The organism is Mycobacterium europaeum (assembly GCF_034555895.2).
Taxonomy (GTDB): domain Bacteria; phylum Actinomycetota; class Actinomycetes; order Mycobacteriales; family Mycobacteriaceae; genus Mycobacterium; species Mycobacterium europaeum.
Window position 1 is genome coordinate 2,195,043 of sequence record NZ_CP157315.1, and the last position, 14,981, is coordinate 2,210,023.

13 protein-coding genes are annotated in these 14,981 nt (G+C 68.8%); 5 read left to right on the plus strand and 8 right to left on the minus strand.

Going from position 1 to position 14,981, the window contains the following annotated elements; all coding sequences use genetic code 11:
* Positions 1 to 33 precede the first annotated feature (33 nt).
* Both U8D42_RS09940 and U8D42_RS09945 read right to left on the minus strand, forming a co-directional pair.
* Entirely contained in the window at positions 34 to 1,170 is a 1,137-nt protein-coding gene (locus tag U8D42_RS09940; RefSeq protein ID WP_322860271.1) for an acyl-CoA dehydrogenase family protein, read from the minus strand.
* Positions 1,171 to 1,173: 3 nt separating this feature from the next.
* Positions 1,174 to 2,364 carry an acyl-CoA dehydrogenase family protein gene (locus U8D42_RS09945; RefSeq protein ID WP_322860270.1) on the minus strand — a complete coding sequence of 397 codons (1,191 nt, stop codon included), beginning with the start codon at positions 2,362 to 2,364 and terminating at the stop codon, positions 1,174 to 1,176.
* 259 nt (positions 2,365 to 2,623) lie between these two features.
* Between U8D42_RS09945 and U8D42_RS09950 the strand changes: the two genes are divergently transcribed.
* Positions 2,624 to 2,788 (plus strand): hypothetical protein, encoded by a 165-nt coding sequence (locus tag U8D42_RS09950; protein ID WP_167542718.1) that lies wholly within the window; start codon positions 2,624 to 2,626, stop codon positions 2,786 to 2,788.
* Between the two features lie 16 nt (positions 2,789 to 2,804).
* Here U8D42_RS09950 and U8D42_RS09955 read toward each other — a convergent pair whose 3' ends face one another.
* The 3 genes from U8D42_RS09955 to U8D42_RS09965 all read right to left on the minus strand — a co-directional run bounded on the left by U8D42_RS09955 (position 2,805) and on the right by U8D42_RS09965 (position 7,426).
* Positions 2,805 to 3,521 carry an MIP/aquaporin family protein gene (locus U8D42_RS09955; protein ID WP_322860269.1) on the minus strand — a complete coding sequence of 239 codons (717 nt, stop codon included), beginning with the start codon at positions 3,519 to 3,521 and terminating at the stop codon, positions 2,805 to 2,807.
* 111 nt (positions 3,522 to 3,632) lie between these two features.
* Positions 3,633 to 6,299 (minus strand): FHA domain-containing protein, encoded by a 2,667-nt coding sequence (locus U8D42_RS09960; protein WP_322860268.1) that lies wholly within the window; start codon positions 6,297 to 6,299, stop codon positions 3,633 to 3,635.
* A gap of 89 nt (positions 6,300 to 6,388) precedes the next feature.
* A complete protein-coding gene (locus U8D42_RS09965) occupies positions 6,389 to 7,426 on the minus strand; it encodes an alpha/beta hydrolase (protein ID WP_322860267.1) in 1,038 nt (345 codons plus the stop codon).
* A gap of 184 nt (positions 7,427 to 7,610) precedes the next feature.
* Here U8D42_RS09965 and U8D42_RS09970 point away from each other — a divergent pair, with 184 nt between their 5' ends.
* On the plus strand, positions 7,611 to 8,456 hold the full coding sequence (locus U8D42_RS09970) for an SDR family NAD(P)-dependent oxidoreductase (protein ID WP_085243607.1): 846 nt from the start codon (positions 7,611 to 7,613) through the stop codon (positions 8,454 to 8,456).
* A 12-nt stretch (positions 8,457 to 8,468) separates the two neighbouring features.
* On the opposite strand, the gene U8D42_RS09975 is transcribed toward U8D42_RS09970, so the two are convergent.
* The 3 genes from U8D42_RS09975 to U8D42_RS09985 all read right to left on the minus strand — a co-directional run bounded on the left by U8D42_RS09975 (position 8,469) and on the right by U8D42_RS09985 (position 12,390).
* The gene (locus U8D42_RS09975) at positions 8,469 to 8,972 is read right to left on the minus strand and encodes an isoprenylcysteine carboxyl methyltransferase family protein (RefSeq protein ID WP_322860266.1); all 504 of its coding nucleotides are present in this window, start codon (positions 8,970 to 8,972) and stop codon (positions 8,469 to 8,471) included.
* Between the two features lie 11 nt (positions 8,973 to 8,983).
* A complete protein-coding gene (locus U8D42_RS09980; RefSeq protein WP_322860265.1) occupies positions 8,984 to 10,090 on the minus strand; it encodes a type III polyketide synthase in 1,107 nt (368 codons plus the stop codon).
* 119 nt (positions 10,091 to 10,209) lie between these two features.
* Positions 10,210 to 12,390, minus strand: coding sequence for a molybdopterin-dependent oxidoreductase (locus tag U8D42_RS09985; RefSeq protein ID WP_348636967.1), 2,181 nt, complete (start codon positions 12,388 to 12,390; stop codon positions 10,210 to 10,212).
* Positions 12,391 to 12,650: 260 nt separating this feature from the next.
* Here U8D42_RS09985 and U8D42_RS09990 point away from each other — a divergent pair, with 260 nt between their 5' ends.
* The 3 genes from U8D42_RS09990 (at position 12,651) to U8D42_RS10000 (ending at position 14,957) form a co-directional block, all read left to right on the plus strand.
* Positions 12,651 to 12,827 carry a hypothetical protein gene (locus U8D42_RS09990; protein WP_167542717.1) on the plus strand — a complete coding sequence of 59 codons (177 nt, stop codon included), beginning with the start codon at positions 12,651 to 12,653 and terminating at the stop codon, positions 12,825 to 12,827.
* Between the two features lie 123 nt (positions 12,828 to 12,950).
* On the plus strand, positions 12,951 to 13,385 hold the full coding sequence (locus tag U8D42_RS09995; protein WP_322860263.1) for a nuclear transport factor 2 family protein: 435 nt from the start codon (positions 12,951 to 12,953) through the stop codon (positions 13,383 to 13,385).
* 183 nt (positions 13,386 to 13,568) lie between these two features.
* Positions 13,569 to 14,957: a WS/DGAT/MGAT family O-acyltransferase gene (locus U8D42_RS10000; RefSeq protein WP_322860262.1), complete on the plus strand. Its 1,389-nt coding sequence runs from the start codon at positions 13,569 to 13,571 to the stop codon at positions 14,955 to 14,957.
* The last annotated feature ends 24 nt before the right edge of the window (positions 14,958 to 14,981 follow it).

Here is a 14,981-nt window from a genome sequence, read left to right on the forward strand (position 1 = left end):
ACCCGCGACGCCGCGTCGGCGTCGATCAGGCTGTCATCGTTCGGGCTCACCGGCGCTCCTCGAGGTTTCGTCCCAGGCCTCCTCCAGCCACGACGCGGCGGCCTCCGCGCCGCCGCCCCAGGTCGATCCCAGCCGTGCCCGCTCGGACCACAGATGCAGATCGGTCTCGGTGACATACCCCATGCCGCCGTGCAATTGGTGGGCGTCCAACGTGATCGACCTGGAAGCGGCGGCGGCGTGCATGCGCGCGATGGCGGTTTCCCGGGTCGCCGTGCGACCGCGCGCGATCCAGAAGACCGCCGCATGCGCGGCCAGCCGGGCCGCCGCGAGGGCGATGTGCATGTCGGCGACGAGGTGTTGGGCGGCCTGGAACGACGCGATGGGCCTGCCGAACTGGTGACGCAGCTTGGTGTAGTCGACGGTGCGGTCGATGACCGCCTGCCCGACGCCCACCAAGTCCAGCGACCCCAATGCCACCGCCGTGTTGGCCGTGCGCCGCAACGCCGTGGCGGTGACCTCCCCCACCAGCGCATCGGCGCCGACCATGACGCCATCGAAGCGGACGGTGGCGGCCCGGTGACCGCCCGCCATGGCGAGCGGTTCCATCGTCACACCGGGCGCTTCGGCGTCGACAGCGAATACGAGGGTATTCCCTTGTGCCGCAGCCGATACCACGATGACGTCGGCGACGTCGGCGTCGGCGACGTACTCCGCGGTGCCGTTCAGCCGCCATCGCGCGGACACGGGGTCGGCGCGCAGCGCAGCCGACACCACCGCGGCGTCGCGTGCGCTCCACAGGGCGGTGGTGCCGCGGACCGCGCCGGAAGCCAGGCCCGGCAGCCAGGTGTGCTTGCCCTCCGGGGAGCCGAGCTGGTCGATCGCCAGCGCCGCGTGGATGCTGCTGGACACCGCCGTCGGGCACAGCGCGCGACCGGCCTCGGTGGCGAAGACGGCGAGGTCGTCCAGCGTGCCGCCGGAGCCGCCATATTCCTCGCCGATGGCCAGCCCGAGGACACCCGCCTCGATCAGTGCCTCCCACAGCGCCGGGGTGCGCCGGTCGGCGCCCGGTTCGTTCAGCGCGCGCACCAGCGGCACCGGGCACTCGGCGGCCAGCAGGGCCCGCAGCGACGAGGCGAACTCGCGCTGTTCGGCGGTGGGGATCACCTTCATGCGTCAGCGCCCGTAGCTGGGCATCTTGTGCCCGCGCTGGGCGATGATGTCGCGGAGCACCTCGTTGGTTCCGCCGCCGAAACGCATCAGCGGCGCGGCCCGGTAGAGCCGCTCGAAGGTGCCGGCCAGCGGCGCGGCAGGGCTGCGGTGCGCCAGCAATCCGTCCGGGCCGAGCAGATCCAGCGCGAGCACGGCGATGCGCTGGCGCAGCTCGCTGGTGAACACCTTTTCGACGCTGACCTCCACCGACGGGATGACACCGCCGTCGAGGATGGAGGCGGCCTCGTAGCCCATCAGCGTGGCGACCGCCACGTCGGCTTCGGCCTGAGCGAGCCTGCGGCGCAGCGAGGGGCTCTCGGCGGGCACCGTGCCGTCGCGGCGCGGCTGCCGCGCGAGCTCGCGCAGCTCGTCCACCGCGCGGCGCAGGTCGCCCGGGTTGGTCAGCGCACCGCGTTCCAGATCCAGCGCGCCGGTGATGTATGTCCAGCCGCGGTTGACTTCGCCCACCAGGTTGGTGACCGGCACCCGCACATCGTGGAAGTGCACCTCGTTGGTGCGATAGCCCGACCACGCGTAGAGCGGGCGGACCGTCACGCCGGGACTGTCGATCGGGACGACGATGACCGAGATGCCGCGATGGCGCGCAGCATTGGGGTCGGTGCGCACGCAGAGCCACTCGTGGGTGGCGCGCTGCGCGCCGCTGTTCCAGATCTTGGTGCCGTTGATCACCCACTCGTCGCCGTCGCGGACCGCGCTGGTGCGCAGGTTGGCCAGGTCGGTGCCGGCGTCGGGTTCGGAATATCCGACGGCGCAGATCATTTCGCCCCTGGCTATCAGTGGTAGCCATTCGGATTTGTTCCGTTCGGTGCCGTGCCGCATGATCATCGGCGCCACCGAGGTGACCGTCAGGTCGGGCCCGGGCACGCCCCAGTACTCGAATTCGCTCATCAGCAGGTGCAGGTGAATGGCACCGAGGCCCTCTTTGTCGGCAAGACCGCCGTACTCGCGTGGCCAGTTCAGCCCGAACCAGCCCTTCTCGCCGATCTTGCGGCGGAACCGCGCCACCTCGCCGCCCGGGAACTCCAGGTCATGCTCGGCGAGCTCGGCGCGCAGCTCTGCGGTGACGTTCTCGTGGAGGAACTCGCGGACCTCGGCCAGCCACGCGCGCTGCCCGGCGTCGAGTTCAAAGTCCATGCGGGCGCCCGCGCCTTTCTGCCAGCCTTACACCGAGCAGCGTCAGCGTAACGCGAAGGCGATCGTACGCCCGGAATTTCGCCGCGGCGATACGCCCGGCGCCGACAACCCGGGCGCGCCCGCTGTAAACACGCCGTCAAACTCCCGTTAATTCGGATCGGCGCTCTCGCCGATCGCCGGCGCGGCTGCGAAAATGTGTCAATCGGTTGGTCGACGCGGACCAGGACCCTTTGCCCGGCCGCAGCCCGAGGGAGATGTCATGCCCACTGTTGAGACACGTCTCCGCGACGACTTGCGCAACTATGCCGTCGAATTGCGGCAATTGGCCTACACCCTCCCGCTCGGTGTGGGCGAGCACGCGCTCTTGCAGTTGTCTGACCGCATGCGCGCCGCCGCCGAGCAGGCCATGCGCAAGGGAGCCTGACCGCGATCCCATCGGGTCATTGGTCGTCCTGGTTCAGACCGACATACGTCAGGCCCGCGGCGACGGCGGCGATGGCCTGCGCCACGAGATAGATCCATAGCGTCGGCCAGGCGAACAGGCCGGCGACCGCGGCGCCCACGATGACGGACGGGTTGAACGCGCCACCGGAAATGGCACCGACCGCGAATGCCCCCGACACCACGGTGAATCCGATCGCCAGGCCGTAATACGCGTTGTCGGAACGCTTTCCGCTGGTGGCGACGTTGAGCACCACGTAGCACAGGGCGAAGGTGAACAGGAATTCCACGACGAACACGGCGACCAGCCTGCCGGTCGGCACGGTCAACGTCGACGGGGTGCCGGCGTGGGCGGGATCGACGACCCAGTGGACCACCGCCGCCGCGAGCAGTCCGGCACCCATTTGCACACCCCAGTACCGGGCGGCGTCGCGCAGCGAGATCCGCCGCCGCACCAGCACCGCCAGGGTGACCGCCGGGTTGTAGTGCCCGCCCGAGATGTGGCCGCCCGCGTACACCATCACCATCAGCACCGCCCCGATCGCCAACGGCGCCAGTGGGGTGCCGCTGCTGACCGCGGCATCGCAGGTGAACACCAGAAAGAAGGTTCCGATCGCCTCGACGGCGCACTTCGCTGCGGTACGCGGGCCGGCGGCACCGGCTGGGTGGGCATCGGCGGTGACGTCGTCGCGCTCGAGCGGGGTGATTCGTTGCATGGCACCACCTTCACCCGAAACGCGGGGTGCCGTCGTCGGTGCTGGCGCCCGTCAAGGCCACCGGCTGGCATCAGTTGCCCGGTACCTGCCAGCTGCAAACGCCGTGCGGGCTCAGCCGCCCCTGAGCCGGATCTTCCAGCGGACGAAGCTCAGGTAGAAGACGCTGATCACCACGAGCATGGCGATGTCGAACCACCACGCGGCAGGCGTATGCCGCCAGTGCGAGTCCTTCGGGCTCAGCGGTCCGGGCACCAGCTTGGTCAGGTCGGCGGTCGAGGCCGACGCGGCGAAGCCCCAGCGCGCCGGGGTGACCCAGGACATCTGGTCCAGCCCGAGTCGTCCGGTCACCGGAATCATGCCGCCGGAGAACACCAGCTGCGACATGACGGCCACCACCAGCAGCGGCATGATCTGTTCGTTCGACCTGGCGATGGCCGACAGCGCCAGCCCGAGCATGGCCGAGGCCACGCAGGTCAACGCGACGTCGGCGAACAGTTCGAGACCGGGCCGGCCCAGGGCCACCGCGCCCTGGGTGGGACCGCCCTTGCCGATCAGCACGATCACGGTCACGATCGCCGACTGGATGACCGCGAAAACCGTGTAGACGCAGACCTTGGCCAGCAGGTAGGCGCTGGTGGACAGCCCGACCGCCTGTTCGCGCAGGAAGATGGGGCGTTCACCGATCAGGTCGCGGATGGTCAGCGCCGTCCCCATGAACACCGCTCCGACGTTGAGCAGCACCAGGATCTGCCCGGGCTCGTTGGGCGCGGCGCCGTAGGGGTTGGGGATGCCGAACCCGACGTTGCCGGGCACCGACATGGACAGCGAGCCCATGATGAACGGCAGCACCGCCAGGAACACGAAGTAGCCCCGGTCGGAGAAGATCAGCCGGACCTGCCGCCGCGCGATCGTGGAGAACTGCCGGAACAGGCTGGTGTGCGACGGGTCGCCCAGGTCGGCGGGCTGCTGCGCCGGGGGCGGGGGCGGTGTCGGGCCCGTGCGCGCCAGGTAGCGCGCCTTCGCCCCGTCCGGGTCGCCCGCGACGCTGCTGAAGATGTCGGCCCAGTTCGTGGTCCCCATGGCCGACCCGATCTGGCTGGGCGGCCCACAGAAGGCGGTCTTGCCGCCGGGGGCCAGCAGCAGCACCTGGTCGCAGACGTCCAGGTAGGTCAGCGAGTGGGTGACCACGAGCACGACGCGACCGGCGTCGGCCAGCTGTCGCAGCATGGTCATCACCTGGCGGTCCAGCGCGGGGTCCAGGCCGGAGGTCGGCTCGTCGAGGATCAGCAGCGACGGCCCGGTGAGCAACTCCAAGGCGACCGAGGCGCGCTTGCGCTGGCCGCCGGAGAGCTTGTCGACCCGGGTGTGCAGGTGCTGGGTCATCTCGAGTTCCTCGAGCACCCGGGCGACCACCTGGGCGCGGTCTTCCTTGGTGGTGTCGGGTGGCAGCCGCAGTTCGGCGGCATACATCAGCGCCTGCTGCACCGTCAGCTGCCCGTGCACCACGTCGTCCTGGGGCACCATGCCGATCCGGCTGCGCAGCGAGGCGTACTCGGCGTGGACGTTGTGGCCCTCGAACGCGACCGTGCCCCTGGTCGGGTGCGTGTATCCCGCGACCAGCCGGGCGAAGGTCGACTTGCCCGCGCCCGACGGCCCGATGACGGCCGTCAGCGTCCCCGGCTGCGCGCCCAACGAGATGTCGTCCAGCAGCGTCTTGTTGTTCTCGATCGTCCACGTCACGCCGCGCACGTCCAGGCCGCCGGTGGGGGTTGCGGTCGCACTCTCGTCGCGGCGGGCCAGCGTGCCGCCGGCGAAGACGAGGTCGATATTGCCGATCGTGACGACGTCGCCCTCGTGCAGCACGGCCGAGTCGACCCGGGCGCCGTTGACGAACGTGCCGTTGATGCTGCGGTTGTCGCGGATCTCGGTGCCGTGCGGCGTCGGGACCAAGGTGGCGTGATGGCGCGACGCCAGCACCTCGGGAATGACGATGTCGTTGTCGTTGGCCCGACCGATCTTGATCGCGCCCGGTACCGATTCCACCGCCTTGCCCGGCCGCAGGATCTTCATCATCGATGTCGCGATGTTGGACGCGTCCCCGCCGACCCGCCCGGTCTCCAGGCCCGCCGGCTGCCCGCCATGGGCCGGGGGCGCGGTGGTGGCCTGCGGGCGGTAGATCTGCGGGGCGTGTTGCGGCCCGCTGTGCGGCGCCGCAGGTTGCCCGGCGGTCGGGTACCGCGGCTGCGGGGCTGACGGGTGGCTCGGTATCGATCCACTCGGTGGCTGGACGGGCTGGGGTCCGCTGGGCTGATGTGTGGGCTGCCGGAACGAGGCGGACGCCGGTTGCTGGGGCTGGCCGGGCCAGTTCGCGCCGGACGGCTGGGGGTGGGTCACGCGGGGGCCCGCCGCGCCGGCCGGGTTGACGATCGGGATGGACGTCGTCAGCGGGGGTCGCCCGGCCGAGCCCTGGTGTCGGCCGACCTCGAAGGTCAGCGCCGGGCCGTCCGGATTGCCGATGTTCACGCGCATGCCGTCCTGGATGTCGAGCATGGGCACGCGATGGTGGTTGACGAACAGTCCGTTGAGGCTGCCGTTGTCGATGGCTATCCATCGGCCCTGGTCGAATCGAACGATGAGGTGCGTGCGGGAGATAAGGGGATGTGCCACTCGAACGTCGGCGCGGAGGTCACGCCCGATTGAGACATCGTTGCCTGCGGCGAACGTGCGCTCGGATCCTTCGTACCGGACGGTCAACACAGGTGGGGCTGGTCGGCTCATTACGACCCACTGTATCGGCAGCGGCGCGAAACGGGTCGCCGAATCTCGGCCGGGCCGACTTCACGCGGCCCGGGCACTTTCTGGGTCGGTTAGCCGGCGGCCGCGGCGGTGTGCAGGCCGCGCCGCCACGGCGTGGCCGCGGCGGTGACGTCCTTGACGAAATCGCCGAGGTAGCGGATGGCGCGCCTGCCCTCCGGCAGGATGTCCGCCGCCAACGGAAAATCGTGGATTTGCCCGTCCCACAGGTGCAGATCACACGGAACTCCACTGGCTTCCAAGCGCTTTGCCATCAGTTCGGCGTCCGGGAGCAGCAGCTCGTCGGAGCTGGCGTGAATCGTCACCGGCGGCAGCGAGGACAGATCGGCGTCCACCGGCGAAGCCACGGTGGACTCGCCGCGCCCCTCCAAAACCTGTGCCTGACTAAGGTATTGGGCGAACATCGACAGCGCCCCGCGGGTGAACATGGAGCACTTGCGCGCGTTGCGGTGCCGCAGCTTTCGGGCCGGGTCGGCATCGGTGAACGGGGAGATGGTCGCGATCCCCGCCGGCCGCATCACCTCGCTGCTGATGGCCAGCAACGAGGTCATGAACGCAAGGTATCCCCCGGCAGAGTCGCCGGCGACGACCACCTGGTCGCCGTCGAAACCGCGATCCTGCAGCCAACGAAGCCCGCTCATCCCGTCGTCGATCGCGTCGGTGATGTGATGCGAAGGCAGCTTTCGGTATCCCAGGGTGAGCACGGCGGCATCCGCCGCCTTCGACAAGCGGGTGACCACCGAGCGATGCGTGTTGAGACCGCAGGTGAGGAAGGCGCCGCCGTGCAAATAGAGGATCGCCCGGTCGGTGGACGCGCCGTGGGCGCAAACCCATTCGGCGGCACAGTTTTCCAGTTGAACCGGTTCGATTTCTGCGGAGATGCCGAACCGCGGCACCATTCCCGCGAGCTCGTCGACATATTCGAATGGCCAGTGCAGATTCGGGGTGGCGGCCCAGGCTCGGACGGTGTTCTTCACGATCATTCGGCTGGCCAGGGAGACCGCGACCGACTGCGGGCTGTGGCGACGGTGCACCCGCCGCTTCATTGCGCCACTTGGCAATAAGCGATGTGGATCGGTGGTGCTAACCATGCAATCCCTCCTAAGTGGGCACGGAATACCCACGCGGGGCCGGGAAAAACTGCGGGTGAAGGGGTCACGAATGTTGGGTACATCACGGTTTACCGCGGGTAGCCGATGGGTATATGTCGGCGTTTCCGGCTCTTCACCGGGCCCGGGCCCCGTGGATTTCGCCCGGTGGCCCAGGATATGAGCGATGAACCACGATTCGCGCGCTGACGCGTTGTTGAGTGGCCGGGTAGCGGTGGTGACCGGCGGTGGCGGCGGCATCGGCGCGGCCACCGCCAGGGTGTTCGCGGGGCAGGGCGCCCACGTGGTGATCGTCGATGTCGACGCCGGGCTTGCCGCGGGGACGGTCGACGAGATCGCGGCCGCGGGCGGATCGGCTGTGGCGGTGGTCAGCGACGTCCGGGACGCGGATGCCGTCGACGACTTGGCGCGGTCGGTGCTGGATCGCTACGGCCGGGCGGACGTCCTGGTCAACAACGTGGGCCACTGGCTGCGGCATCCGGGCAACTTCGTCGACACCGATCCCGAGTTCTGGGCCGAGCTTTACCGGATCAACCTGCACCACGTCTTGCTGGTCACCCGCGCTTTCCTGCCGGCGATGGTCGCCCGGCGGGCCGGCGCGATCGTCAACGTCTCCTCCGTCGAGGGGCTGCGCGGCTACCCGGAGGACCCGGTCTACGCGGCCTTCAAGGCCGCCGTCATCCAGTTCACCCGCAGCCTCGCCGTACAGGTGGGCGGGCACGGGGTGCGGGTCAACGCGATCGCTCCCGACGTCACCGAATCGCTGCAGGTGCCCTACTCGCAATGGCTGTCGGCCGAAGAGCAGGCGCAGTGGCCGCAATGGGTTCCGGTCGGCCGGATGGGGGTGCCCGAGGACCAGGCCGACGTGATCCTCTTTCTGGCATCCGACCTCTCGGCGTTCGTCACCGGCCACACCATCCCGACCGACGGCGGCACCGGCGCGGCGGGCGGCTGGTTCCGCTCGACGCGCCGGCCCGACCGCGAGTGGACGAACCGTCCAATCGCCCCCTGACGGCCCGGGCGCTTACACCAGACCCAACGCGGCGTTCTCCGCCCGGATTCGGACGTTGAGCACCAGTGCGTTGGCGATGCTGAACACAATCGCCGTCAGCCACGCCGAGTGCACCAGCGGCAGCGCGGCCACCTCGGCCGCGACGGCGGTGTAGTTCGGGTGGCGCACCCATCGATAGAGCCCGTCACGCACCAAGGGTGCGCCCGGGATGACGATGAGCCGTGGATTCCAATGCCTGCCGAGCACGCTCACGCAACGCCAGCGCACCACGGTGCTCAGCGCCACGACGGCGAGCATCGGCCACCCCAGCCATCCGATGAAGGGCCGTGCGAAGACCCAGGTTTCCACGACGCACGAAACCAGCAGCAGGGCATGCATGCTGACCATGGCCGGGTAGTGGTCGCGGCCGAATTCCTTGCCGCCGTGCGCCAGTGACCATTTGGTGTTCCGTTGTGAGACCGCGAGCTCGACCAGGCGCTCGGCGCCGATGGCCAGAATGAACAGGTAGTAGTACATGGCCTCGCCCCTCACCACTGCAGCAGCAGCAGCTCGAAGCTGAAGCCCGGGCCCATCGCCAGCATCACCCCGAAGGCCCCTTCGGCGGGCGGTTGGGCGACCGTGCGGCGCAGCACGTCGAGCACCGACGCCGAGGAGATGTTGCCGTTGTCGCGCATGGAGTTTCGGCTGTGAACCAGCGCCTCCGACGAAAGACCGAGTGCTTCTTCTATCGAGTCCAGGACCTTCGGGCCGCCGGGATGACACACCCACGTCGAGATGTCGGCCAGGGACAGGCCGTGGTCGGCCAGGAAACCGTCGACCTCGTCCCGCAGGTAGGCATCGGCCATCTTGGGCACGTCGCGCGACATCACCAGCTGGAAGCCGGTGGATCCCACGTTCCACCCCATGACGTCAACGGTCTCGGGCACCACGCAGCTGCGCGTCCCCAGGAGCCGGGGCGCACGGCGTCCGTTGTGGGCAGGGGGGATTCGGTCGGCTCCGGTGGCGACCACGGCGGCGGCACCGTCGCCGAACAAGGAGACCCCGATCAGCGCGGGGATCGAGGTGTCGTCGCGCTGCAGCGTGAGGGAACACAGCTCGACGGACAGGAGCAGGGCCACATCCCCCGGGTAGCCGTGCAGGTAGTCGTGCACGCGCGCCATCCCGGCGGCGCCGGCCACACAGCCGAGGCCGAACAGCGGAACGCGTTTGATGTTGGGCCGCAGTCCGATTCGGGTCATCAGCCGTGCATCGATGGTGGGTACCGCGATGCCGGTGCTGGAGACCATCACGATGGTGTCCACCTCGTGTGCCGCGATGCCGGCCTCCTCCAGCGCCGAACGTATCGCCCGTTCGCCGAGATCGACCGCGACCTCGAGATAAGCATCGTTGGCTTCGGTGAAGCCGCTCAGCTGTGGGTAGCGTGACAGCGGCAGCGCGAGACTGCGGTGGTCTACCCCCGTCGTCTCGGCGAAACGCAGGAACCGCGGATCGGTGAATTCGGTGAGCTCGCGGGCGACTTCGTCTTGGTTGTAGCGGTGCGGGGTGAAGGCCACCGCCGCCCCGGCGATGTGCGGTGCGCCCTGCTCGCGGTGAGCGGCCCGGCGCGGCGATGTGAGATGCGTTGTTGCAGTCATGCCTATGCCGACGACGGGCCACGCCGCACGGTTCATCCGAATGACTCGGGGGTGAGATGAACCACAAGGCGGCGCTTGCCGTTAATCAACCGAGGGGGTGGCAGGGGACGTAGCGCGACTCAGGGTGTCTGCGCGGGGCGGAACCGGGCCTGGTCGTCGATGATCGTGACCGGTATGCCGTTGAGCGCGCCGTTTCCGGACGGCTCGTCGATAAATGTCGGTGGGGAAAGCACATTCGTGTTGACACCCGGTAAATTGTTGGCGACCGCCAGGCGAGTGCCCGGCTTGCCGTGCCCCCATCCGTGGGGCATCGACACCACGCCCGGTTTGATCGCGTCGGTGATCTCCACGGGCACTTTGATCTCGCCGGCCGCCGATTTCACGGTGACGACGTCGTCGTCGGCGACACCGCAGCGCGCCGCGTCGTCGGGATGAATCAGCAACGTGCAGCGGTCCTTTCCCTTCATCAGCGCCGGCACGTTGTGCAGCCAGGTGTTGTTCGAGCGCAGGTGCCTGCGACTGACCAGGACCAGCGGCTCGGCGGGCCGCTCCAGCCGCGCCGTGAGCCTCGGCAGGTCATCCAGCAGGTACTGCGGGGCGAGATGGATCTTCTTGTCGAGGGTGCCCAAGATCTCGGGTAGCTGCGGCACCATCGGCCCGAAGTCGATTCCGTTCGGGTTGGCCTTGAGCAGGTCCAGGGTGAGCCCGCCCGGGTTCTTGCCGTACTGGTCACCGAACGGTCCGGTCCGCAGCGTGAGGTCGAGCATGCGTTCGGGGCCGCCCTGCGTGTAGAGCTCGCGGATCTCCGCGCCATCAAGCCCTTTGGTGAACGCCAGGTAGTCGAAGAATCCGTCGTCGATCGCCGCGACGTCGACGTCCTCCGCCGGCGTCCCGGTGCACAGGCCGGTCAGCCGGATCAGGATCTCCCATTCGTGTGGGCGGTCGCCCGGATCGAACACCGGCGCCGAGTAGTTCGCGATGCTGCGGATCGCAAAAAGCAGGATCAGGTCGTCGTGGTGCGGCTGCTCGAGCGGGGACAGGCCGGGCAGGATCACATCGGCGTGCCGCGTCGTCTCGTTGAGCCAAAGGTCAACGGAGATCATCGCTTCCAGCATTGGAAGCACCTCGTCGAGTTTGTCTCCGCCCGGGGTGGACAAGACGGGATTGCCGGCGACGGTGATCAGCGCCTTCAGCTGCCCCTCTCCCGGGGTGGCGATCTCCTCGGCCATGCAGGACACCGGCGCCTGGCCCAGCACTTCCTTCGCCCCGCGCACCCGGGTGTGCCAGCGGCCGAATTCCGGCAGGCCACCCTCCAGGCCGGGCAATGGCTGGGTGGTGATCGACCACGCCGCCGGCTTCGGAAACATCGCTCCCCCGGGCACGTCGAAGTGGCCGGTCAAGATGTTGATCACGTCCACCAGCCAGCTGGCCAGGCTGCCGAACTCCTGGTTACACAAGCCGATTCGCCCGTACACCACGGACTTATCGGTGCCGGCCAGTTCCCGGGCCAACCGCCGGATGCGGTCCTCGTCGATGCCGGTGACCGCGCTGACGCGTTCCGGCGGCCAATCCGCGGCCACCCGGCGCATGGTGTCGACACCGTCGACGTGTGGTCCGGGATTGATCAAATCTTCGTCGAACAGCGTGTGCGCCACGGCCAGCAGCAGCGCGGCGTCGGTCCCGGGCACGATGGGCAGCCACTCGTCGGCGCGGGCCGCGGTCTGCGTGCGCACCGGGTCGATCACGATCACCTTGCCGCGCTTGCGGATCGCCTCGATCAGGCCCATCACGTCGGGCGCGGCCAACAGCGAGCCCTGCGACGCTGCGGGGTTGGCACCCATGATGACCATCAGGTCGGTGCGGTCGATGTCGGGCACGGGGAAGTTCCACCAGAGGCCGTACATCAGGTGCGAGGACAGGTTCTTCGGCCATTGGTCGACGGTCCCCGGTGAATACGTCACCGGCATCCCGGACATCCCCATCAGCACTCCGGCGTACCGGGCCAGCGAAAACGAGTGTGCCAGCGGGTTGCCGGTGTAAGCGGTGACCGCGCCGATCCCGTATTTCTCGATCACCGGCGTCAGCAACTCGGTGCAGCGGCGGAACGCCGCGTCCCAGCTGACCTCGTGCCATTGGCCGTCGACCTTGATCATGGGCCGGCGGATGCGGTCCGGGTCGTCGTGCAGCGCCGCAAGTGAGACACCCTTCGGGCAGATGTGTCCGCGGCTCCACACGTCGTCGCGGTTTCCCCGGATGCTGGTGACCTTGCCGTCGTTGACCTGAATCTCCAAGCCGCACATGGCTTCACAGAGGGGGCAGGTGCGCACGTGCCTGCCGTCTTCGCCCGTCGTCACCCACCCACTGTATTCCGCTACTGTCCGTCGCGGAAGTGGCAAAGTCCGCTGCCGGGCCCAACGAATTCCTTGAGAGCCATTTGAATCGGGCCGGTGCGCTGTACAAGGGCGAGTCGCCGAACTTAGCGTCGACGCCGGACGCCACATTCAGGGGAGGGAGCTGGCTCGTTGAGGATCGAAGCGGACCCCGCGGATCGGGATCTGCCATGAGCGATCAGGCCATCGGCATCGACTACCTGCGCGCTGAAGTCATCGACCGGATCGACGCCCAGCCCTTCGAGGACTGGTCCCCCGCCCTGCTGCGGGCCCTGATCGCGGTCTTCGACCTCAACGGCGTGGTCCCGGCCGCCCCCCGCGGCTTCCGCCCTCACCTCGTGAAGTAGCCGCCACGACCGCGAAAGCGCCACTGACAGCGCGGCTTCCGCAAAGACCCGCCCCCGAGGGATCTTCCACGGATTAGGCTCCGGCATAGTCCGGCGACCCGGCGCGAGAACGGAGCCACCGCGGTGGAGATGTGGGAATTGTCCGCCCGAGAGCGGATCCGCGACACCATCGCCCGCTACAACTGGGCGGGAGACTCCGGCGACGTGGACGGCCTCGCCGAGACGTTCTGCGCGGGGGGCGTCCTGGAAATCCGCGGCTCCGAGCCGCTGCGGGGCCGAACGGCGATCGCCGCGTTCCTGCGTGGTGTCGCCGTCGCGCGGCAGCCCGGCGTCAAGCCGATCGTCCGGCACATCGTCACCAACGTGCTGTTCGCCGGGCTGGATCGCGACACGGCGCATGTCTCGTCGTACTTCACCGTGCTCACCCACGTCGGACTCGACCACGCCGGCCGCTACCGCGACACCCTGGTGCGCGACGGCGACACCTGGCTCATCAGTCACCGGAAGGTCTCGACCGACTGGGCGGCCCCGAACTCGGCCATGGCGCGCCGGAGGTGAACGGCCGTGGCGATTCCGTTGAATGTCTGGCTGACAATGTTTGCCGTCGGCCGCTCAACGGCTACAGATAGAAATCACACCTAGACATTGCGGTTGATCCTGATTGCGTTCGCCGGTCGGATCCGGGGCTGAGCGCATGCTGTATGACCAGCGGTCATAGCCGCACCGACGAGACGAGCGGATATGCAACGACTGAGCGGCTTAGACGCATTCTTCCTGTACCTGGAATCACCGACGCAACCATTGAATGTTTGCTGCGTGCTGGAGCTGGACCCGTCGACCATGCCGGGCGGTTACACCTTCGACAGGCTGCGCGAAGCGCTGTCGGCGCGAATGGACGCGGTGCCCGAATTCCGTCTCAAGCTGGCCGACAGCCAGCTGAACTTCGACCACCCGGTCTGGACCGACGACGGTGATTTCGACCTCGGACGCCATCTGCACCGGGCCGCCGTCCCCGCCCCCGGCGGCCCCCGGGAGTTAGCGGAGATCTGCGGCCACGTCGCCGGGCTCCCGCTCGATCGCGATCGACCGCTGTGGGAGATGTGGGTGATCGAGGGCCTGCACGGCAACGAGGCGCTGGCCGTCGTCCTCAAGGTGCACCACGCGGTGGTGGACGGGGTGGGCGGGGCCAACCTGTTGGCCCAGTTGTGCAGCAGCATGCCGGACGCCCCGGCGCCCGCACCCGCCACCCGATCCGGCGCGGCGAATCCCCTTCAGATCGCCGCCTCGGGGCTGCTCGCCGCCGGGCTTCGGCCGTGGCGCCTGGCCAAGGTGATACCGGCGACCGCACTGACGCTGGCCCAAACCGTGCTGCGCGCCCGCGGCGGTGGGCACACGATGGCGGCCCCATTCGCCGGGCCGCCGACGCCGTTCAACGGACGCTTCACCAAGCGCCGCAACGTCGCCCTGGCCAGCCTGGACCTGGAGGACGTCAAGAAGGTCAAAACCAGGTTCGGGGTCACGGTCAACGACGTGGTGACCGCGCTGTGCGCGGGGGCGCTGCGGCAGTTCCTGCTGGATCGGGGCGAACTGACCGACACCCCGATGGTGGCCAGCGTGCCGGTCTCGGTCCGGGGCAAATCGGACCGGCCGGGCCGCAACCAGACCACCTGGATGCTGTGCCGGCTGGAGACGCACATCGACGATCCGGGGCAACGACTGCGCAGCATCGCGGCAGGCAACGCCGCGGCCAAGGATCACGCCGCCGCCCTGGGTCCCAGCCTGCTGCAGGACTGGACGCAGGTGGCCGGGCAGACGATGTTCGGCGCCGCGATGAAGCTGTTGCCACGCATCCCGCTGCCCGAGAAACCGCCACACAACCTGGTGATGTCCAACGTGCCCGGCCCGCAGGAACAGCTCTACTTCCTGGGCTGCCGACTCGACGCCATGTATCCGCTGGGCCCGATCATCGCCGGCGCCGCGCTCAACATCACCGTGATGTCGCTCAACGGACGGCTCGGCGTGGGCCTGATCGCCTGCCCCGACCTGGTCGCCGACCTGTGGGACCTTGCCGACGCGTTCCCCGCCGCGCTCAAAGAGCTGCTGAACTGCAGCGAGCCCAGCCACGACTAGACGTGGCCCGCGGAACCCCGTGGG

Coding starts and splice junctions, on each gene's coding strand:
- U8D42_RS09940 (WP_322860271.1), bottom strand. CDS start 1,170: ATGAAGGTGATCCCCACCGCCGAACAGCGCGAGTTCGCCTCGTCGCTG.
- U8D42_RS09945 (WP_322860270.1), bottom strand. CDS start 2,364: ATGGACTTTGAACTCGACGCCGGGCAGCGCGCGTGGCTGGCCGAGGTC.
- U8D42_RS09950 (WP_167542718.1), top strand. CDS start 2,624: ATGCCCACTGTTGAGACACGTCTCCGCGACGACTTGCGCAACTATGCC.
- U8D42_RS09955 (WP_322860269.1), bottom strand. CDS start 3,521: ATGCAACGAATCACCCCGCTCGAGCGCGACGACGTCACCGCCGATGCC.
- U8D42_RS09960 (WP_322860268.1), bottom strand. CDS start 6,299: ATGAGCCGACCAGCCCCACCTGTGTTGACCGTCCGGTACGAAGGATCC.
- U8D42_RS09965 (WP_322860267.1), bottom strand. CDS start 7,426: ATGGTTAGCACCACCGATCCACATCGCTTATTGCCAAGTGGCGCAATG.
- U8D42_RS09970 (WP_085243607.1), top strand. CDS start 7,611: ATGAACCACGATTCGCGCGCTGACGCGTTGTTGAGTGGCCGGGTAGCG.
- U8D42_RS09975 (WP_322860266.1), bottom strand. CDS start 8,972: ATGTACTACTACCTGTTCATTCTGGCCATCGGCGCCGAGCGCCTGGTC.
- U8D42_RS09980 (WP_322860265.1), bottom strand. CDS start 10,090: ATGACTGCAACAACGCATCTCACATCGCCGCGCCGGGCCGCTCACCGC.
- U8D42_RS09985 (WP_348636967.1), bottom strand. CDS start 12,390: ATGTGCGGCTTGGAGATTCAGGTCAACGACGGCAAGGTCACCAGCATC.
- U8D42_RS09990 (WP_167542717.1), top strand. CDS start 12,651: ATGAGCGATCAGGCCATCGGCATCGACTACCTGCGCGCTGAAGTCATC.
- U8D42_RS10000 (WP_322860262.1), top strand. CDS start 13,569: ATGCAACGACTGAGCGGCTTAGACGCATTCTTCCTGTACCTGGAATCA.